General features: G+C 72.8%; 16 protein-coding genes. 10 read left to right on the top strand and 6 right to left on the bottom strand.

All coding sequences use genetic code 11. From position 1 onward, the window contains the following. The 4 genes from nirB (at nucleotide 1) to ACLJQF_RS09515 (ending at nucleotide 4,701) form a co-directional block, all read left to right on the top strand. The gene (gene nirB / locus ACLJQF_RS09500; protein WP_410607844.1) at nucleotides 1-2,508 is read left to right on the top strand and encodes a nitrite reductase large subunit NirB; all 2,508 of its coding nucleotides are present in this window, start codon (nucleotides 1-3) and stop codon (nucleotides 2,506-2,508) included. Next, nucleotides 2,505-2,846, top strand: a complete 342-nt coding sequence (gene nirD / locus ACLJQF_RS09505; RefSeq protein ID WP_410607845.1) for a nitrite reductase small subunit NirD — start codon at nucleotides 2,505-2,507, stop codon at nucleotides 2,844-2,846. Before nirB ends, nirD begins: the two co-directional genes overlap by 4 nt. Then, nucleotides 2,843-3,946 (top strand): uroporphyrinogen-III synthase, encoded by a 1,104-nt coding sequence (locus ACLJQF_RS09510; RefSeq protein ID WP_410607846.1) that lies wholly within the window; start codon nucleotides 2,843-2,845, stop codon nucleotides 3,944-3,946. Before nirD ends, ACLJQF_RS09510 begins: the two co-directional genes overlap by 4 nt. Before the next feature lie 92 nt (nucleotides 3,947-4,038). Continuing rightward, the gene (locus ACLJQF_RS09515; RefSeq protein ID WP_410607847.1) at nucleotides 4,039-4,701 is read left to right on the top strand and encodes a DUF4097 family beta strand repeat-containing protein; all 663 of its coding nucleotides are present in this window, start codon (nucleotides 4,039-4,041) and stop codon (nucleotides 4,699-4,701) included. Between the two features lie 167 nt (nucleotides 4,702-4,868). Here the strand turns inward: ACLJQF_RS09515 and ACLJQF_RS09520 are convergent, their stop codons facing one another. Beyond that, nucleotides 4,869-5,972 (bottom strand): DNA glycosylase AlkZ-like family protein, encoded by a 1,104-nt coding sequence (locus ACLJQF_RS09520; protein WP_410607848.1) that lies wholly within the window; start codon nucleotides 5,970-5,972, stop codon nucleotides 4,869-4,871. Nucleotides 5,973-5,981: 9 nt separating this feature from the next. Next, nucleotides 5,982-6,380, bottom strand: coding sequence for a DUF3224 domain-containing protein (locus ACLJQF_RS09525; RefSeq protein WP_410607849.1), 399 nt, complete (start codon nucleotides 6,378-6,380; stop codon nucleotides 5,982-5,984). A gap of 62 nt (nucleotides 6,381-6,442) precedes the next feature. Here ACLJQF_RS09525 and ACLJQF_RS09530 point away from each other — a divergent pair, with 62 nt between their 5' ends. Together ACLJQF_RS09530 and ACLJQF_RS09535 are read left to right on the top strand one after the other, a co-directional pair. Further along, nucleotides 6,443-7,411 (top strand): helix-turn-helix transcriptional regulator, encoded by a 969-nt coding sequence (locus ACLJQF_RS09530; RefSeq protein ID WP_410607850.1) that lies wholly within the window; start codon nucleotides 6,443-6,445, stop codon nucleotides 7,409-7,411. Continuing rightward, nucleotides 7,404-8,213, top strand: coding sequence for a uroporphyrinogen-III synthase (locus ACLJQF_RS09535; protein WP_410607851.1), 810 nt, complete (start codon nucleotides 7,404-7,406; stop codon nucleotides 8,211-8,213). Before ACLJQF_RS09530 ends, ACLJQF_RS09535 begins: the two co-directional genes overlap by 8 nt. A gap of 189 nt (nucleotides 8,214-8,402) precedes the next feature. Here ACLJQF_RS09535 and ACLJQF_RS09540 read toward each other — a convergent pair whose 3' ends face one another. Next, entirely contained in the window at nucleotides 8,403-8,726 is a 324-nt protein-coding gene (locus tag ACLJQF_RS09540) for an MGMT family protein (RefSeq protein WP_410607852.1), read from the bottom strand. 172 nt (nucleotides 8,727-8,898) lie between these two features. On the opposite strand from ACLJQF_RS09540, the gene ACLJQF_RS09545 reads away from it, so the two are divergent. After that, the gene (locus tag ACLJQF_RS09545; protein ID WP_410607938.1) at nucleotides 8,899-12,072 is read left to right on the top strand and encodes an ATP-dependent helicase; all 3,174 of its coding nucleotides are present in this window, start codon (nucleotides 8,899-8,901) and stop codon (nucleotides 12,070-12,072) included. A 76-nt stretch (nucleotides 12,073-12,148) separates the two neighbouring features. Beyond that, entirely contained in the window at nucleotides 12,149-15,388 is a 3,240-nt protein-coding gene (locus ACLJQF_RS09550; protein WP_410607853.1) for an ATP-dependent helicase, read from the top strand. A gap of 3 nt (nucleotides 15,389-15,391) precedes the next feature. On the opposite strand, the gene ACLJQF_RS09555 is transcribed toward ACLJQF_RS09550, so the two are convergent. Together ACLJQF_RS09555 and ACLJQF_RS09560 are read right to left on the bottom strand one after the other, a co-directional pair. After that, nucleotides 15,392-15,907, bottom strand: a complete 516-nt coding sequence (locus ACLJQF_RS09555) for a hypothetical protein (protein WP_410607854.1) — start codon at nucleotides 15,905-15,907, stop codon at nucleotides 15,392-15,394. 151 nt (nucleotides 15,908-16,058) lie between these two features. Next, nucleotides 16,059-16,427, bottom strand: coding sequence for a hypothetical protein (locus tag ACLJQF_RS09560; RefSeq protein ID WP_410607855.1), 369 nt, complete (start codon nucleotides 16,425-16,427; stop codon nucleotides 16,059-16,061). A gap of 79 nt (nucleotides 16,428-16,506) precedes the next feature. On the opposite strand from ACLJQF_RS09560, the gene ACLJQF_RS09565 reads away from it, so the two are divergent. Next, complete coding sequence (locus ACLJQF_RS09565; protein ID WP_410607856.1) at nucleotides 16,507-17,586, top strand: potassium channel family protein; 1,080 nt, start codon at nucleotides 16,507-16,509, stop codon at nucleotides 17,584-17,586. Between the two features lie 81 nt (nucleotides 17,587-17,667). Continuing rightward, nucleotides 17,668-18,087: a hypothetical protein gene (locus ACLJQF_RS09570; RefSeq protein WP_410607857.1), complete on the top strand. Its 420-nt coding sequence runs from the start codon at nucleotides 17,668-17,670 to the stop codon at nucleotides 18,085-18,087. On the opposite strand, the gene ACLJQF_RS09575 is transcribed toward ACLJQF_RS09570, so the two are convergent. Next, on the bottom strand, nucleotides 18,080-19,102 hold the full coding sequence (locus ACLJQF_RS09575; protein ID WP_410607858.1) for a neutral zinc metallopeptidase: 1,023 nt from the start codon (nucleotides 19,100-19,102) through the stop codon (nucleotides 18,080-18,082). The genes ACLJQF_RS09570 and ACLJQF_RS09575 overlap by 8 nt on opposite strands. Between the last annotated feature and the right edge of the window lie 177 nt (nucleotides 19,103-19,279).

A 19,279-nucleotide genomic window follows, 5' to 3' on the forward strand; every position in this document is an offset into this window, starting at 1 on the left:
ATGCCCACCCTGGTCGTCGCCGGACACGGCATGGTCGCCCATCGGCTCGTGGAGGCGGTGCGCGCGGAAGACCCACAAGGCACCTGGCACGTCGTCGTCCTGTCCGAGGAGCCGCGCCCGGCGTACGACCGGGTGGCGCTCACGTCCTATGTGGACACGTGGGACCCGGCTTCACTGGCCCTCCCGGGCTCGGACTACGCGGACGACCCGCACGTCGACCTGCGGCTCGGCGAACTGGCCGTGACGGTGGACCGTGCCGCGAAGACGGTCACCACGGCGTCCGGCGCGGTCGTCTCGTACGACGCCCTGGTGCTGGCCACCGGCTCGCGGCCGTTCGTGCCGCCGGTGCCCGGGCACGACCTGGCCGGCTGCTTCGTCTACCGGACCATCGAGGACCTCGACGCGATCCGCGCGGCCGCCGTCGAGAAGCCCGGTCGCGGCCGGCGCTCGGCCGTCGTCATCGGCGGTGGCCTGCTCGGCCTGGAGGCCGCGAAGGCGTTGCGGGACATGGGCCTGTCCCCGCACGTCGTCGAGATGGCGCCGCGGCTGATGCCGCTGCAGGTCGACGAGGGCGGCGGCTCGATGCTCCGCAGGATGATCACGGCGCTGGACGTCACCGTCCACACGGGAACGTCCACCAACTCGATCGAAGCCGACGGTTCGCGACTGCTGGCCAAGCTGGGCAACGGCACCGAGCTCGACGTCGACCTCGTCGTGTTCTCCGCCGGCATCCGGCCGCGTGACGACCTCGCCCGGCAGTCCGGCCTGGACGTCGGCCCGCGCGGCGGTGTCCTCACCGACGCCTCCTGCCGGACCAGCGACCCGGCGATCTACGCGATCGGCGAATGCGCCGCGGTCGAGGGCAAGGTCTACGGCATCGTGGCGCCCGGGTACGCGATGGCGGAGATCGTCGCCGCGCAGCTGACCGGTGGGGCCGGGACGTTCCCGGAGCCGGACACGTCCACGAAGCTGAAGCTGATGGGCGTCGACGTCGCTTCCTTCGGTGACGCCCACGCGGCGACCGAGGGCGCGTTGGAAGTCGCCGTCAACGACGCGGTCGCCGGGACGTACAAGAAGCTCGTGGTCACCGACGACGGCAAGACGCTCCTGGGTGGGGTGCTCGTCGGCGACGCCACCGAGTACAACACGCTGCGCGCGCTGGTCGGCCGTCCGCTGCCGGCCGAGCCGGGCGCGATCCTCGCCCCGGCGGGCGGCGGTGCCGCGGTCGGCGTCGACGCGCTGCCCGACGCGGCGCAGATCTGCTCGTGCAACGCGGTCTCCAAGGGCGCGATCACCCAGGCCATCCACGAGGACGGCTGCGACACCGTCCCGAAGCTGAAGGCGTGCACCCGCGCGGGCACCGCCTGCGGGTCGTGCGTCCCGCTGCTGGGCCGGCTGCTCAGCGCGGCCGGCGTCGAGCAGTCGAAGGCCGTCTGCGAGCACTTCCCGCAGTCGCGCGCCGAGCTGTTCGAGATCGTCCAGGCCACCCGGATCACGACGTTCAGCGAGCTGATCGGCCGCTACGGCTCGGGCAGCGGCTGCGCGATCTGCAAACCGGCGGTGGCGTCCATCCTGGCCACCCTCGGCAACGGGCACGTGCTCGGCGGCGAGCAGATGACCCTGCAGGACACCAACGACCGGTACCTGGCCAACCTGCAGCGCAACGGCACGTACTCGGTGGTCCCGCGGATCCCCGGCGGCGAGATCACCCCGGACAAGCTGATCGTGATCGGCGAGGTCGCGCGCGACTTCGGGCTGTACACCAAGATCACCGGCGGCCAGCGGATCGACCTGTTCGGGGCGACCGTGGACCAGCTGCCGCTGATCTGGCGGCGGCTCGTCGACGCCGGGTTCGAGTCCGGGCACGCCTACGGCAAGGCGCTGCGGACGGTCAAGTCGTGCGTCGGGTCGACGTGGTGCCGCTACGGCGTGCAGGACAGCGTCGGGCTGGCGATCGAGCTGGAGCTGCGCTACCGCGGCCTGCGCTCGCCGCACAAGCTCAAGTCCGCGGTCTCGGGGTGTGCCCGCGAATGCGCCGAGGCGCGGAGCAAGGACTTCGGCATCATCGCCACGGAGAACGGCTGGAACCTCTACGTCGGCGGCAACGGCGGCACCACCCCGCGCCACGCCGACCTGCTGGTGTCCGATGTGGACAGTGAGACGCTGATCCGGACCATCGACCGGTTCCTGATGTTCTACGTGCGCACGGCCGACCGGCTGCAGCGGACCGCGCCGTGGATCGAAGAGATGGAGGGCGGCCTCGACCACCTGCGCGCGGTGATCGTCGACGACTCCCTCGGCATCTGCGAAGACCTCGACGCGGCGATGGCCAAGCACGTCGACAACTACGCCGACGAGTGGAAGGGCGTGCTGGAGGACCCGGAGAAGCTGGCCCGGTTCACCTCCTTCGTCAACGCGCCGGGCGCGCCCGACCCGGCCATCTCGTTCCGCGAGGAGCGGCAGCAGAAAGTGCCCGTGATGCTGGGAGTTCCGGAGGTGCGGCGATGACCACGTCGATCGAGCGGACCTGGACGGCGGTGTGCGCGGCGGACGTCGTGCCGGAGTACTCGGGGGTCGCCGCGCTGCTGGACGGTGTGCAGGTGGCGATCTTCCGGCTGCCGGGCGACCGGTGGTACGCCCTGTCCAACTGGGACCCGTGCAGCGGCGCGGCGGTGCTCTCGCGCGGCATCGTCGGCGACGCGGAGGGCGTGCCGGTGGTGGCCTCGCCGGTCTACAAGGAGCGGTTCGCCCTCGACACCGGCCAGTGCCTGGACGCTTCGGACGTCTCGGTGCCGGTGTACGAGGTGCGCGTGCGGGAAGGCGTCGTCGAAGTGGAGAGTCCGTGACCGATGTCCTCCCGCTGGCCGGTTTCGTCATCGGCATCACCGCGGCGCGCCGGGCTGACGAGCTCGGCGCGCTACTGGTGCGCAAGGGGGCGAGCGTCCGGTACGGCCCGGCGATCCGGATCGTGCCGCTGACGGACGACCGCGAGCTGCACGCGGCGACGGCGGCGCTGCTTTCCTCGCCGGTGGACGCGGTCGTCGCGACCACCGGCATCGGCTTCCGCGGCTGGCTGGAGGCGGCCGAAGGCTGGGGACTGGGGGATTCCCTGCTGGCGCGGCTGTCATCGGCGTCGCTGCTGGCCCGCGGGCCGAAGGTGACCGGTGCGCTGCGGGCGGCCGGGCTTTCGGAGTCGTACTCGCCGGCTTCGGAGAGCAACGCGGAGCTGCTGCAGCACCTGCTCTCATCGGGGGTCGACGGGCTGCGCATCGCGATCCAGCTGCACGGGGAGCCGCTGCCGTACTTCGTGGACACGCTGCGCGCAGCCGGCGCCGAAGTCATCGAGATCCAGGTGTACCGCTGGGTCGGCCCGGTGGACCCGGGGCCGGTCGACCGGCTCCTGGACGGCGTCCTGGACGGCTCGATCCACGCACTCCCGTTCACCAGCGCGCCGGCGGCGGCGTCGCTCATCGCCCTGGCGCGGCGCACGGGCCGGCTGCCGGGGCTTGTCACGGCGCTGTCCGGCCCGGTGGTGGCGGCCTGCGTCGGACCCATAACGGCTGGACCGTTGGCGGCTTTGGGGGTGCCGACGGTCCAGCCGCACCGCGCGCGGATCGGCGCGCTGGCCCTGACGGTCTCGGAGACCCTGGTGGCGCGTTCACCCCGGTTGCGGGCGGGAGGGCATGCGATCGAGCTCCGCGGCCAGGCGGCCATCGTGGACGGCGAGTGGCGCGAAGTGGCCCCGGCGCCGATGGCGTTGCTGCGGGCCCTGGCGGCGTCACCGGGGCGGGTGGTGTCGCGGCGGGAGCTGATCTCGGCGTTGCCCGGGGGCGGCGAGGAGCACGCGGTCGAGACGGCGATCGGGCGGCTGCGGACGTCACTGGGGGGCGGGAAGGTCGTCCAGACGGTGGTGAAGCGGGGATACCGGCTGGCTGTCGACGCCTGACCGGTGTGTCAGCGGCCGTGTCAGTGCGGTGGCCTTCCGGTGTCAGCGGGCCCGGCGAAGGTGGTCTCACACCACCTACCGAGGAGAATCCGATGCAGAAGTTCACCACCCCCGCCCCGATCGCCACCGTTCTCGAGATCCCCGCCGGCCGCGTCCGGTTCGTCGCTTCTCCTGGCTCCGACACCGTCGTTCAGGTTCTTCCCGCCGACCCGGCGAAGAGCCGCGACGTGAAGGCGGCTTCGGAAGCCTCCGTGACGTTCGACGACGGCGTCCTGCGGGTTTCGCTCGAGGCCAAGAACCAGTACTTCGGCCCGTCCGGCGCCGTCGACGTGACCGTTTCGCTGCCCGCCGGTTCTTCGGTCGAGGCCAAGGCCGCCAGCGTGGAGCTGCGCGGCGTCGGCCGCCTCGGCGACGTGACGGTTTCAGGCGCCCACGGCGAGGTGGTCTTCGACGAGGCGGCGAGCCTCCGGTTGACGGCCCACGCGGGTGACGTGTCGGTCGGCCGCCTGACCGGCCCGGCGGAGATCACCACCGGCAAGGGCGACATCCGCATCGCCGAGGCGACGAGCGGCAACCTGGTCCTGAGCACCCAGGCCGGCAACATCACGGTCGGCGCGGGCGCCGGCGTCTCGGCTTCGCTCGACGCCGGGACGACGTACGGCCGGATCCACAACGCCCTCAAGAACGAGGGCACGGCGGAGCTGACCATCCAGGCGACCACGTCCTACGGCGACATCGACGCCCGCAGCCTGTGACCCCCGCCCGGAAGCGCCCCAATGTGGCCTTCGGTGCGTCTGACGCACCGAAGGCCGCCTTGGGTGCGTCAGACGCAACCAAGGCGGCCTTGGGGCGCTCGGGGCGACCGGAACTGTCGGTGCCTTCCGGTAGCGTGGAAAACGGGGGGCGCCCCCGCGGGCCGGGGTCAGCCGGCCCAGGTGACCGCGTGCTTCTCGAAGCCTCGCGCCGCCGCCACCCGCGCCGCCTCGGCTTCCGCTTCCTCGCGGACCGCCGGGCGCAGCGGGTCGAAGGCCGTCAGCGTGAACGTCAGCTTCGCGCCGCTGCCCTTCGTGCGCCACGTTCCCGCGATGTCGCCGTCCGCGAGCAGCACGCCCGGGTTGCCCAGCATCTTCCAGACTTCCTTGCGCCGCAACGGGTCCGGGACCAGCAGTGCCTTGTCGCGCGCCTGGATGAACGGGTCCAGCGGCGGCAGCAGCCGCACCACGTCCGGCTCCGGCGGGTTCTCCAGCGCCGCGAGCCGGTCCGCGGGCAGGTACCGGGTCTTCCCCTCGACCCGCACTTCGGCCAGGTCCGCCGGCCACGTCCGGTCGACCACCGCCCGGGCCGTGCCCGCGAACTCCGCCGCTTCGCCCGGGGACGCCGGGCCGTTGAGCCGCAGGTACCGTTCGATCACCGCCGTCGCCGCGACGGGGTCCGGCGTCTTGCGCAGGCGGCCGCGGCCTTCGAGCGGTGCGAGTGTCGCCGGGGACGCGCCCGTCACCAGGCGGATGCCGCCGAGCGGGGCCGCGATGCGCATCAGCTGCTCGTGGATGTGCGTCGCGTTGCAGCCGCGGCACCAGCGCGCGAACGCCGGCGGCACGCGCTTGGTGACCGCCGTCGAAACAGCGCCCTTCGTCATCGGCGCCGTCACGACCTCGCGCAGCGCGGCGGCCGCGGTGAACACCACCTCGGACGCGGCCAGCTCCGTCGCCGCCAGTTCCTTGCGCTGCCACAACATCCGGGCCAGCGCGTCGGCGTCGTCGAGCGGGATCAGCGACCGGATCGCCTCGGGCAGATCCGAACGCAGGTGGTAGTGCGGCGCACCCCGCAACGTCCAGGCCAGGACCAGCCGTTCGTCGTCCTCGAGGGACACCGGGCCGTCGAGCCGGGCGGCGAGGGCGAGCAGCGCGGTGTCGCGCATGCTGTCCTGCAGCCCGGCCCGGACGACGGCCAGGTCGGCGACGTCCCGCGCCGAGCGGTGCAGGCCGTGCTCGGCGATGCGGTAGGCGAGAACCTGACGGCGGTCCACGTGCGGCTCCTAGAACGTGTACTCGAAGGTGTAGCTCATTTTCTCCTCGCCCATCACGCCGCCGACGGTGCCGCTGCCGGTGAGCCCGGCCAGTTCGCCGGTGCCCGAGCCGGGGACGACGGTGAACGTCGAGGCGATGCCCTTCGCGTCGAACGTGTACTCGTGGCGCACGATGAACGTCCCTTCGCGACCCTCCACCTTGCCCTCGAAGCGCTCGAAGCTCGGCGACGTCGTCTCGCCGCTTTCGTACCCTTCGCCCGCGTAGTACAGCAGAAGGTCGCAGATCGACTCACCCTCGATGACCCCGTCGTACGCCATCGTGGCGTGCGCGTACGCCACGCGGGGGCCGACGCCCTCGGTGCCGCTGACGATCTTTTCGTCCCAGTTCTTCATGGTGAATGCGTTCATGGGGACCACCCTGCCGGGCATACCTGTCAGCTCGTGTCAGGTATTTCTGCCAAAATCGGGAGATGCGCGCGAGCCGTCTCCTGTCCGTCCTCCTGCTGCTGCAGAACCGCGGCCGGATGACGGCCGAGGAGCTGGCCGAAGAGCTCGAGGTCTCGGTGCGGACGGTCTACCGGGACATCGACGCGCTCTCGGCGTCCGGCGTCCCGGTGTACGCCGACCGCGGCCGGACCGGCGGTTACCGGCTGGTCGACGGCTACCGCACCCGGCTCACCGGGATGACCGAGGAGGAGGCGCAGTCGCTGTCGCTGGCCGGGCTGCCCGTGGCGGCGGCCGAGCTGGGCCTCGGCACCGTCCTGGCGGCGGCGCAGCTCAAGCTGTACGCCGCTTTGCCGGCCGAGCTGCGTGACCGCGCCGGGCGCGTCGCCGAGCGGTTCTACCTGGACGTCCCCGGCTGGCACCGGGGCATCGAGAGCCTGCCGACGCTGTCGGGGATCGCCGACGCCGTGTGGTCGTCGCACCGGATCCGGATCCGCTACGAGCGGTGGGGGCAGCGGGTCGTCGAGCGGGAGCTGGAGCCGCTGGGGCTGATCCTCAAGGCGGGCAACTGGTACCTCGCGGGCCGCTGCGACGGCACCGACCGCACCTACCGGATTTCGCGGGTGCTGGAGCTGACCGACCTCGGCGAGGTGTTCGAGCGGCCGGCCGGCTTCGACCTCGCGAAGTACTGGCAGGAGTGGTCCGAGCAGTTCGAACGCCGGATGTACCCGCGCGTCGCGGTGGTGCGCCTTTCGCCGCGGGCGCAGGCTCTCGTACCGTTCTACGGAGGTTCTGTCGGCGCCCGCGCGTTGCGCGACTGCCGTAACGAGCCCGACGCGGACGGCTGGCTCACCGTGGAGCTGCCGGTGGAGCCGGGCGAACCGGCCATCGGCGAGCTGCTGCGCTTCGGGTCGCACCTGGAGGTCCTGGCACCGGCGGACCTGCGGGCGGAGCTGGCGGAAGCGATCGAGGAGATGGGCGCGTTCTATGGGTGAGCTGAGCGGCATCGCCATCGGGGTCACGGCCGAGCGGCGAGCCGGCGAATTCATCGCGGCCCTCGAACGCTACGGCGCCGAGGTCCGCCACGCGCCGACGATCACCATCGTGCCCCTGGACAGCGATCCTGAGCTGCGCGCGGGCACCGAAGCCGTGCTGGCGGCCCCGGTCGGATTCACGGTGGTCACCACGGGCGCGGGCTTCCGCGGCTGGCTCGATGCGGCCGAAGGCTGGGCTCTGCGTGCTCGGCTCGTGGCGGCGCTGGGGGAGTCCCGGATCTATGCCCGCGGCCCGAAGGCGGTGGGCGCCGTCCGCGGCGCCGGTCTGCGCGAGTCCTTTTCGGCCGCTTCGGAGTCGAACGCCGAGCTGTTCGGGGCGCTGGCCGCGGCCGGGGTCGGCGGCGAGCGGGTGGCCGTCCAGCTGCACGGGACACCGCTGCCGGAGCTCACGAACCCCCTGGTGCGGGCCGGGGCGTCCCTGGTCGAGCTGCAGCCGTACCGCTGGCATTCGCCGCCGGACGTGACTCCGGTGCACGACCTGATCGACGCGATCGTGGCGGGCGACCTGGACGCAGTGGCCTTCACGAGCGCCCCGGCCGCGGCGAACTTCCTGACCCTGGCCCGCACGTCCGGCCACCACGACGAGCTTCTGGCGGCTCTGCGTGACCGGCTGGTGTGCGCGTGCGTCGGCCCGGTGACGGCGGCCCCGCTGGAGGCGGCGGGCATCGAGACGCTGCAGCCGGACCGCCAGCGCCTGGGTGCCCTGGTGAAGCTGCTGGTCACGAAGCTCGGGAAGGTCTAGTACGACGGGGCTGGGTCTTCGGACGCCGGTGACTTTGTTTGCCCAGGTCACGCACACAAGTGGCGCCCGGCGGGAGCTGCTCGACGATCGCGCCGATCGCCGGGAGCGCCGTCTCGTCGCTCACCAGCAGCTGCCAGTCGCAGCCGTCGGGCGGCGCGTCGACACCTCGCAGAAGCCTGATCAGCTCGGTCAGAACAGTCCTTCCGGTCCGGTGTCCTCCTCTCCGTCCGGTTTCCACCGGTACTTCCGCAGGTCGATGCGCTGGCCGTCGGCCAGGACGCCCTCCGCGCGCAGGCGCTCCAGCTGGTCGTGGACCAGGTGCGGCGCCGGGGTGCCGTTCGCGCGCAGGATCCGGTGCCACGGCAGGTCGTGCCCGTCCTCGGCCAGGATGGCGCCGACCATCCGCGGCGAGGGCGCCCCCGCGAGGGCCGCGATGTCGCCATACGTCGCGACCGTGCCGGCCGGCACGGACTCGATGATTTCCCGCACGCGCTCGTGCAGAACGTCGTCCATACCGACACTCTGCCGGATACCACCGACACTTTTCGCAACCATCCACCGCACCGCCGGGCGCCTTCGCCGAACGCATCCCCGCTAAGCCGTGCCGGTGCACCACCCGGGGGACCCGGCGTGGTTCCATCGCGGGGTGAACGGGAGGCGAACGGCGCAGGCGGACGCGCGGCTGGTGCGCACGCCGATCACCGCCACACCCTCGTTCACCTGGGACGAAGGCGCCCGGCGCGTGCTCTCCGCACCCGGCGGGTTCCTCCGCGTGCTCGGCGGTCCCGGCACCGGCAAAACAGCCCTGCTGGCTTCGGCCGCGACCCGCCGCATCGCCGAGGGCGCCGACCCGGAGAGCGTGCTCGTCCTCACCACGTCCCGCCGGTCCGCCGACGCGCTGCGCGCCGACATCACGCAACGCCTCACCGCCGACCCCGACCTGGCGCGGCCGCTGCCCCGGACCGTTCGCGAACCCCTGGTCCGCACCGTGCACTCCTACGCCTATTCGCTGCTGCGCCTGGAAGCGATGGCCGAAGAGCTCCCGCCGCCGCGGCTGCTGGCCGGCGCGGAACAGGACGTCGTCGTCCGTGAACTGCTGGCCGGTGACCTCGACGAAGAGGCCGAGTACTGGCCCGAGCAGCTGCGGCCCGCCCTGGTGGTTCCCGGCTTCGCCGAGGAGCTGCGCGACCTGCTGATGCGCGCGGCCGAGCGCGGCCTCGGCCCCGAGGACCTCACCGAGCTCGGCCGGCGCCGCGGCCGCGAAGAGTGGATCGCCGCCGGGCAGTTCTGGGCGCAGTACGAAGAAGTCACGCAGCTGCAGGGCGCGGGCGGCAACGCGCTCGGCGTGGCGAGCGCGCCCGCGCTGGACGCCGCCGAGCTGGTCACCTCCGCGCTGCTCGCCCTGGAGGACGACGACGAGCTGCGCGAACGCGAGCGCACCCGCGTCCGGCACCTGTTCGTCGACGACGCCCACCACCTCGACCCGCTGCAGACCAGCCTGGTCCGGGTGATCGGGCACACCGCGGCCGAGTTCGTCGTGGCCGGCGACCCCGACCAGAACGTGTTCTCCTTCCGCGGCGCCGACGCGAGCCTGTTCGCCGACGCCGACCCGGACGGCAGCCGCACCGTCACGCTCACCACGGCCCACCGGCTCGCCCCGGCCGTGCGGCTCGCGGTGGCCAAGATCGGCGCGACGCTGCCGGGCGCGTCGCCGCACCGCAAGATCCTCCCGCCAGCGGGCGCTTCCGGCGGGAACGTCCGCGTCCGCGTGATGCCGACGCCGGCCGCCGAAGCGAGCTGGATCGCCGACCAGCTCCGGCGCGCGCACCTCGTCGACGGCGTGCCGTGGTCGGAGATCGCGGTGCTCGTCCGGTCGCCCGCGCGGACCTTCCTCGTCCTGCAACGCGCGTTGCGCGCGGCCGGCGTCCCGATCGGGTCGGCGACCGAGGAGCTGCCGCTGGCCAAGCAGCCCGCCGTGCGGCCGCTGCTGGCCGTGCTGAAGCTGGCGCCGTCGCCCGATCTGCTGGACGTCGACCTCGCCGAGATGCTGCTCTCTTCGTCGCTCGGCGGTGCCGATCCCTTGGCGCTGCGCCGGTTGCGGCGCGGCCTGCGCCGGCTCGAACTGGCCGGCGGCGGGCAGCGCTCGAGCGACGAACTGCTCGTGGAGGCGTTGCGCGGCGGCGACATCCTGGCCGGGCTCGCCGACGCCGAGGCCGAGCCGGTGCGGCGCGTCGGCGGGCTGCTGCGCGTCACGCACCAGGCCGTCGCGCGCGGCGAGGGCGTCGAGCAGGTGCTGTGGCAGCTGTGGCGCGAGAGCGGGCTCCAGGACAAGCTGCTGAACCAGGTCGACCGCCGTGGGTCGCTGGGCGCGCAGGCCGATCGCGACCTCGACGCCGTCGTCGCGCTGTTCGACGCCGCGGGCCGGTACGTCGACCGGCTGCCCCGCGCGAGTGTCGCGTCGTTCGCGGATTACCTTGGCGCACAACGGATCGCGGGTGACACCCTGGCGCCGGCGGCCGTCCCGTCGGACGGCGTCTCGCTGCTCACCGCGCACGCCGCCGCCGGTCGCGAGTGGACGGTCGTCGCCGTCGCCGGTGTCCAGGAGGGCGCGTGGCCGGACCTGCGGCTGCGGGGGTCCGTGCTGGGCGTGGAGCGGCTCAAGGACCTGATGGCCGGGGTGGACGACGACGCCGTCTCCCAGACCGCGCCGATCCTCGCCGAGGAGCGGCGCCTGTTCTACCTCGCGATGAGCCGGGCGAAGCAGACGCTGCTGGTCACGGCGGTGTCGGGCGAGGACGAGCAGCCGTCCCGGTTCCTCGACGACCTGGAGGAGAACGGCGCCGACGACGGCGGGCTCGACTCGCGGATGAAGCCGCCGGGCCGGTCGCTGGTACTCGCCGAGCTGGTGGGGGAGCTGCGCGAGGTCGTCTGCGACGACAAGGCCGAGCCTTCGCGGCGGCGGCGGGCGGCGAAGCAGCTGGCGCGGTTGGCCGACGCGAAGGTCCCGGGCGCGCACCCGTCGACGTGGTACGGCCTGCTGCCGGCGTCCAGCGACGAGCCGGTGCACCCGCCGGGCGACCTGATCCGGATCTCACCGTCCACAGTGGAAATCCTGACGAAGTGTCCGCTGCGCTGGATGATCGAGCGCCACGGCGGCAGCGACCCGGCCCAGCTGGCGGCGGTGACGGGGACGCTGGTGCACGGGCTGGCCCAGGCGGTGGCGTCCGGCAGCACCGACGCCGAGCTGCAGACGGCGCTGGACGAGGCCTGGGTGCGCGTCGACGCGGGGGCGCCGTGGTTCTCCCGGCGGGAGCGGCGCCGGGTCGAGCAGATGCTGCGGAACTTCACGACGTGGCTGGAGCGCAGCCGGGCGGAGCTGAAGGAAGCCGGAGTCGAGCAGGACATCGAGGTCGAGCTGCCGGCCGGGGGCGAGGACGAGGTCCGGGTGCTGCTGCGCGGGCGGGTCGACCGGGTGGAGCTGGACTCCGAGGGGCGGCCGGTGATCGTCGACATCAAGACGGGCAAGGTTCCGGTGTCCGGCGCGGAGGCCGAGGCGCACCCGCAGCTGGCGGCGTACCAGCTGGCGGTGCTGCTGGGGGCGATCGAGGGCCGGACCGAGGCCGGCGGCGCGCGGCTGGTGTACGTGGCGAAGGCCAACAACAAGACGGGCGCGACGGAGCGGTCCCAGCCGCCGATGGACGAGGTCGGCGGCAAGCAGTGGCTGGAGCTGGTCCAGAAGGCGGCGGCTTCGGCGGCGGGGCCGGACTACCAGGCCCAGGAGAACCCGGACTGCGACCGGTGCCCGGCGCGCGGCTGCTGCCCGCTGCGCCCCGAGGGCCGTCAGGTGCCGGGCCCATGACCAAGCCAAAAGACGTCGTGAGTGGTAATTCGGGTTCTAACCCTAATTACCACTCACGACAAGCCGGGGTACTCCCGTGAGCCCGCTCCTCGTCGCCAACCCCGTCGAGCCTGGCGAACTCGCCGATGCTCTTGGGCTGCACCGGCCCACGCCCGAACAGGCGACCGTCATCGCCGCGCCCGTCGAACCGTCGCTCGTCGTCGCCGGCGCGGGGGCCGGGAAGACCGAAACCATGGCCGCGCGGGTCGTCTGGCTTGTCGCCAACGGCATCGTCAGCCCCGACCGCGTCCTCGGCCTCACCTTCACCCGCAAAGCCGCGCGCCAGCTCGGCGAACGCGTCCGCGCCCGGCTCCGCCGCCTCGCCGGGTCCGGCCTCCTCGACCGGCTGGACCCGACCGGCGGCCTGCGGTCCACCGTGGCCGCCGGCGAACCCACCGTCCTCACCTACCACGCCTACGCCGGGCGCCTGCTGTCCGAACACGGCCTCCGCCTGCCGGTCCAGCCCGGCGTCCGGCTCCTCTCCGAAACCTCGTCGTGGCAGATCGCGCACCGCGTCGTGTCCACTTGGGACAACGAGCTCGACACCGACCGCGTCCCGCCGACCGTGACCGCCGACCTGCTCGCCCTGGCCGGGGAGCTGGGCGAGCACCTCGTCTCCACCGAGCAGCTCGCCGAGTACACGACCTGGCTGTGCCAGGTCATCGAGAACGCGCCGCGCGTCAAAGGGCAGCGGGCCGCACTGCCGCAGAAACTCACCGAAATCATGGCGGCGCAGCACTTCCGGCTCGCGCTGCTGCCGCTCGTCGACGACTACCACCGCCGCAAGCGCAACGAAGGCGCGCTGGACTTCGCCGACCAGATGTCCCTCGCCGCCCAGCTGGCCGGCGGGTACCCGTCGGTCGTGCGCGGTGAGCGTGAGCGCTACGGCGCCGTGCTGCTCGACGAGTACCAGGACACCGGACACGCCCAGCGCGTCCTGCTGCGGGCGCTGTTCGGCGGCGTCGAGAACCCGCCGATGCCGGTCACCGCCGTCGGGGACCCCGCGCAGGCGATCTACGGCTGGCGCGGGGCCAGCGCGGCCAACCTGCCCCGGTTCACCACGGACTTCCCGCGCTTCGACGGCGAACGGCTCGTCCCCGCGCGCGAATTCGGGCTGCTGACCAGTTTCCGCAACCCGCCGGAGGTCCTGGAGCTCGCGAACGCGATCGCCGAACCGCTGCGCGCCGCCGGCCTCGGCGTCGAACGGCTGCGGGCGCGCGAAGGCGCCGGGCCCGCAGACATCGCGTGCGCGCTGCTGCCGGACATCCGCGCCGAGCGCGCGTGGGCCGCCGACGCCCTCGCCCGGCGCTGGTACGCCCACCAGGAACAGACCGGCAAGCCGCCGACCGCCGCGGTGCTGGTGCGCCGCCGCGCCGACATGGCCCCGATCGCCGCCGAACTGCGGGCGCGCGGGCTGCCCGTCGAGGTCGTCGGGCTCGGCGGACTGCTGGACGAGCCCGAGGTCGCGGACCTCGTGTCGACGCTGAAGGTGCTCGCGGACCCGCTGTCCGGGAGCGCGGCGGCCCGGCTGCTGACCGGCGCCCGCTGGCGGCTCTCGGCGGCCGACGTCGCCGCGTTGTGGCGGCGGGCCGGCGAGCTGTCCAGCCCGGAAAAGGCCGACACGCCGGAGCTGGTCGTCGAGCGCGTCGAGCAGGCCGGGCTGATCGACGCCATCGACGAGCCCGGCGACCCGGCGCGGTACTCCGAGGAAGGGTACAAGCGGATCCGGCGGATCGGCTGGGAACTGGCCGCGCTGCGGCGGCGGCTCGACCAGTCGCTGCCGGAGCTCGTCGCCGACGTCGAACGCACGATGCTCCTGGACGTCGAATCCCTGGCCCGGCCGGGATCCGCGGGGCGGGCACACCTGGACGCGTTCGCCGAAGTCGTCACCGACTACGCCGAGACCGCGCCGACGGCCACCCTGTTGTCCTTTGTGGACTACCTGAACACCGCCGCGCACGCCGAGGACGGGCTCACCCCGGGCGAGGTCGAAGTGGTGCCGGACCGCGTGCAGGTGCTGACCGTGCACTCGGCGAAGGGCCTCGAGTGGGAGGTCGTCGCGGTGCCGCACCTGGTGCGCGAGGTGTTCCCCGGCCGCCGGCGGTCGTCGTCGTGGCTGCGGACGGCGACGTCGCTGCCCGCGAAGCTGCGCGGTGACGCCCAGGACCTGCCCACATTGGACATCGCCGAAGGCCACGACCGCAAGGAAGTCCAAGAAGGACTGGAGCTGCACGAAGCCGGGTTCGTCGAACGGGAGCAGGCGGAGGAACGGCGCCTCTGCTACGTCGCGCTGACGCGGTCCGAGCACGCGCTGATCGTCTCCGGGCACTGGTGGAACGAAAGCAGCAGCCGGGCGAAGGGACCTTCGGAGTTCCTCACCGAGATCGCCGGCGTCCTGCGGGAGACCGGCGTCGGGCAGCTCGCCGAGTGGGCGCCGGAACCCACCGAGGACGACGAAAACCCGCTGGTCTCGGACTCGCGGGCGGCGCGCTGGCCGGTCGACCCGCTCGCCGACCGCCGCACCGGCGTGCAGACCGGCGTGGAACTGGTGTCCGAGGCGCTGGCCTCTGCGGCAGGCGACGAAGAGGAGGAGGACGACGATCCCGACGGCTGGGTGACCGACACCGACGTCCTGCTGGAGGAGTGGGCGCGCAAGGACGACCACATCAAGCGGGTTCCGCTGCCTTCCCGGCTTTCGGTGAGCCAGCTGGTCGCACTGGCCGACGACGCCGCCCGCCTCGCCGCCGACCTGCGCCGGCCCCTCCCGGTGGAACCCAACAGCTTCGCCCGCCGCGGCACGGAGTTCCACGGCTGGCTGGAACGCCGCTTCGCGGGCGACCAGCTGATCGAGATCGACGACCTCCCGGGCGCGGCCGACTTCGGCGAGGCCCCCGACGCGGACTTCGAGGAACTGCAGACGGAGTTCGAGAAGAGCGAGTGGGCGGCGCGCGTCCCGGTGGCGGTGGAGGTGACGTTCTCGGCCGACGTCGAAGGCATCACCCTGCGCGGCCGCATGGACGCGGTCTTCGCCGACCCCGACGGCGGCTGGACGGTGGTCGACTGGAAGACCGGCTCGGTCCCGCCGGAGTCCCGGATCCCGGCGTTGTCGGTCCAGCTGGCGGCGTACCGGATGGCCTGGGCGGCGCTGAAGAACGTCCCGGTGGAGCGGGTCCGCGCGGCGTTCCACTACGTCCGCGCGAACCGCACGATCCGCCCCGCCGACCTGCTGGACCCGGAAGCCCTCCGCGGGTTGCTCCGCGACATCCCCGAGGCGTGACGGTCACTGGAGCTGGAGTTCGGAGCTGCGGTGGGCCCAGACGGTGGCGCCCGGGTCGACGCGGCTGGGGCGGCTGCCGCCTTCGTGGCCGCAGAGGAGGGCGACCCAGTTTCCGTTGTTCGTGCTGTTCACCGTGGCCGCGACGGTGATCGGGACGACCAGGGCGCCGTCGCCCGCGTTGCCCGGCGTGGTGCTGTTGCCGACCAGCGCCGAGGCGACGTTCAGGATGACGCCGTCGGCGTCGGACAGGCGGCAGCGGTAGTAGTCGCTGGGGCCCCAGTTGACGACGGTCGCGGTCGCCTGGACCACCCAGTTGCCGGTGCCACCGGTGATGCTGGCGGTGGCGACCCCGACGTAGATCCCCGCGGACGCGGAAAGTTCCGTCGTTCCCCAGGACCGGGCGAAGACGTCCTGCGTGGTGCTCGCGGCGGACGCGGGCAGGCTGCTGACGACGCCCGCGGCGGCCACACAGGCGGTGACGACGGCGGTGCTCCAGAGCGCGAATCGGCGGACGGACACGGGACCTCCCCGGAAAGCAGTGGATTTCCTGCCACGCTAAGGAGAACGAGCACACCGCACCCCCGCCGAAGGTGCCGACGATCAGGCAGCACGCGTGATCAGAGGGGCATCTCGCGTGATTGGAGGGCCATCTCGCGTGATTGGAGGGGCATCAGGCGTTGTCGCGGACCCGCAAGGCCCACGCGATCAGCGGCCACTGCAGCGGCAGCCGGGCCCAGGCGATCGCCCGCTGCGGAGCCGGGGCCCGTCGGGCGTCCACCGCCATCTTCACGTTCCCCGGGAACACGCCCAGGAACAGCAGGGCCGCCGCCAGGCCGCCGAGGCGCCGGGTGCGGGGCGCCGCCACCGCGGCCGCGACCGCCAGTTCGGCCACTCCCGAGCCGTACGTCCAGGCCCGCCGCGACCCCGGCAGCGAGGCCGGGATCAGGCCGTCGAACGGCTTGGGGACGGCGAAGTGCAGGACTCCCATGAAGCCCAGCGCGCCCGCCAGCAGGTGCGCGGGCCGTTGCGAGGTTGCCATGGACTCATCGTTTCACGCGGCGGCGCGGTGTCCGGTTCGGCTATCCTCCGGGCGTGAGTGACGCTCGACACGAGCCAGCATGAAGGCCCTCAAACGGTTGCCGCTGGGCAGTCTCACCGATCGGCCCGACCACGAGCTCGTCGGCGTCCTGCGGATGCCGGAACTGACGGTCAGCCCGCTCCGCGCGATCGTCAAGCGGATCATCGGCGCGACGCTCGCGCTGCTGGCCACGGTGATCATCGTCTACCTCGACCGCGACGGCTACCGGGACGCCAACGGTGACGGCCTGTCCCTGCTGGACAGCCTGTACTACGCCACCGTCTCGCTGTCGACGACCGGCTACGGCGACATCGCGCCGGCCACGTCGTCCGCGCGGCTGGTGAACGTCCTGGTGATCACCCCGCTGCGGGTGCTCTTCCTCATCGTCCTGGTCGGGACCACCCTGGAAGTGCTCACCGAGCGCTCCCGCCAGGCGTTCAAGATCCAGAAGTGGAGGACCAAGGTGCGCGACCACACGGTCGTCGTCGGGTTCGGCACCAAAGGCCGGTCCGCCGTCAACGCGCTGCTCGGCGACGAGAACATCGTCCCGGAGCAGATCGTCGTCGTCGACACCGACCAGCAGGCCCTCGACGCGGCGAGCGCACTCGGCCTCGTCGCCGTGCACGGCTCGGCCACCCGGGCGGACGTCCTGCGCGTGGCCGCGGTCCAGCACGCGCGTGCGGTCGTGGTCGCCCCGAACCGGGACGACACGGCGGTGCTCGTCACCCTCACCGCCCGCGAGCTGGCGCCCAAGGCGCACATCGTCGCGTCGGTGCGGGAGGCGGAGAACGTCCACCTGCTCAAGCAGTCGGGCGCCGACCAGGTCGTCGTCTCCAGCGAGACGGCCGGGCGGCTGCTCGGCATGGCGACGTCGACGCCGCTGGTCGTGGACATCATGGAGGACCTGCTGACCCCCGAATCGGGCCTGGCGATCGCCGAGCGGGCGGTCGAACCGTCCGAAGAGGGCGGTTCGCCGCGGCACCTGTCCGACCTCGTCCTCGGCCTGGTCCGCGACGGCGTCCTGTACCGCGTGGACTCCCCGCAGGCCGACGCGATCGAACCGGGCGACAAGCTGCTGTACGTCAAGAAGGTGACGCAGACGGAGAAGATCGAGCGCTGACCAGGGCACCTGGGTTTTGCCCGCGGGATCTGGAACCATGACCGGGTGCCCCCGCGATCCCTCGCCCTCAGGTGGCCCACGGTGGCGATCCCGGCCGCGGCGGGCGTGCTCGTCGTGCTGCTCGCCTGGCTGGCCGGGCCCGGGCTGCTCGGCATCGGCAACGACGTCCTGGGTGCGCCGGTGCCGGCGGAGGTGACCAAGCCGGCGCCGTGCGGTCAGGCGGACGCGAAGGAAACCGTGAAGTTCACCGTCGCCGGCAAGGCCCACGAAGGCACCCTCGACGGCTGCGGGCACGGCCAGGGCGAACGCATCGAGGTCGCCGTGCCGGAGGTGCTGCCGGACCAGGGCCCGGTCGCCGTCAACCTCGCGGACACGTCGATGGGCGCGTCCGACGCCCGGCGCCCGCTCGGCCTGGCGCTGCTGGTGTTCGCGTGCTTCTCCGGCGGGATGTTCGTCTACCTCTGGCTGAGCATCCCGCTGCGACCCAGAACAGCTAGCTGACCTCGGACGACGGCGCCGCGAAGGTGTTGCAGTCGGAGATCCGGTTGCTCGTCGCCCCCGCCCGCCACCAGGACGCGTAGTGCGCGTTCGTCCCGTGGTCGTGGCTGCGGGAGGTGTTGTCGCCGCGGGTCTCCTGGTCGTTCCAGGCCTTGTTGTACATGTCGCGGGTGATCGTGCCGCCCTGGTCGACGTGCGCGCCGAGGAACATCCCCGAGAAGCACTGGGCCTGCAGTTCCTTGCGCCGCGACATCTCGAGCCCGGCCGGGCTGTTCTGTCCGGCCTCGTAGATCTTCTGCCAGGCCGCGTCCATCAGCCCGGCGACCTCCTGCACGTGGTGGCCGTACTCGTGGGCGAACAGGGCCAGGTAGACACCCGGGTTGTTGCCGTACTGGTCGGTCTGCAGGCCGCGGAACGGGACGTACAGGTTGTTTTCGCAGTAGTACGCGGCCGTCGCGATGCCGACCTGGATCGTGCCGCACTCGGTCTCGAAGCTCGCGCCGGTCGGGAAGTGCAGCGACGGCGGCGTGAACGGCAGGCGGTAGGCCGTGAGGAGCGGGCCCCACGCCGCGTCGAGGCACTTGCTGGCGGCGGTGAAGAACGCTTCCGCGCCGGCCTGCGTGCTCTGCCAGGCCGGGAGCGTGCAGACGCGGTTCGCCAGGCCGGCGTTGGCGTCCTGCAGGATCGGGTGGTCGGCCAGCTTGAGGATCTTCTGCGGACCGGTCGCGCTGGGCGCCGACTCCTCGGTCGCCGGGTTCGACGCCGACGCCGGGGCACCCGCGCCGCCGGGTGGCAGCTGCTGCGGGGGGACGTCCTGCGACGACGGGACGTCACGGAGGTTCGGGTTGGCCAGCGGGGTGTCGTTGCGGTTGAGGGCCACGATCGCGACCAGTCCGAGCACCAGCACGGCCACCGCGCCGAGGCAGACGCCGATCACCGCCGCCGGTGAACGGCGCCGGGGCGCGGACACGGTGTGCGGACGGCCCAGCCACGGCAGATCCGGTTGCGCATCCGGCACCGGCGGCGGCTGGACGGTTCCGCGAGGCGGTACCTGGCCGGAGGGCGGTTGCGTCACTAGGCAGTCCCGAAGGGTCTCGGTACGGACCGGGGGTACCCGATCCCGCCATTCAGCATATCGGGGGAATGGGTCGTCTCGCACCCGTCCGTGCGCGTGCGGTCACGACGCACCGACGTC

The sequence above is a fragment of the Amycolatopsis sp. lyj-109 genome, assembly GCF_046548995.1.
Lineage (GTDB): Bacteria > Actinomycetota > Actinomycetes > Mycobacteriales > Pseudonocardiaceae > Amycolatopsis.

Excerpts from the sequence above, each read along its gene's own strand:
- nirB (WP_410607844.1), top strand. The coding sequence starts at position 1 with ATGCCCACCCTGGTCGTCGCCGGACACGGCATGGTCGCCCATCGGCTC.
- nirD (WP_410607845.1), top strand. The coding sequence starts at position 2,505 with ATGACCACGTCGATCGAGCGGACCTGGACGGCGGTGTGCGCGGCGGAC.
- ACLJQF_RS09515 (WP_410607847.1), top strand. The coding sequence starts at position 4,039 with ATGCAGAAGTTCACCACCCCCGCCCCGATCGCCACCGTTCTCGAGATC.
- ACLJQF_RS09525 (WP_410607849.1), bottom strand. The coding sequence starts at position 6,380 with ATGAACGCATTCACCATGAAGAACTGGGACGAAAAGATCGTCAGCGGC.
- ACLJQF_RS09530 (WP_410607850.1), top strand. The coding sequence starts at position 6,443 with ATGCGCGCGAGCCGTCTCCTGTCCGTCCTCCTGCTGCTGCAGAACCGC.
- ACLJQF_RS09535 (WP_410607851.1), top strand. The coding sequence starts at position 7,404 with ATGGGTGAGCTGAGCGGCATCGCCATCGGGGTCACGGCCGAGCGGCGA.
- ACLJQF_RS09540 (WP_410607852.1), bottom strand. The coding sequence starts at position 8,726 with ATGGACGACGTTCTGCACGAGCGCGTGCGGGAAATCATCGAGTCCGTG.
- ACLJQF_RS09560 (WP_410607855.1), bottom strand. The coding sequence starts at position 16,427 with ATGGCAACCTCGCAACGGCCCGCGCACCTGCTGGCGGGCGCGCTGGGC.
- ACLJQF_RS09565 (WP_410607856.1), top strand. The coding sequence starts at position 16,507 with ATGAAGGCCCTCAAACGGTTGCCGCTGGGCAGTCTCACCGATCGGCCC.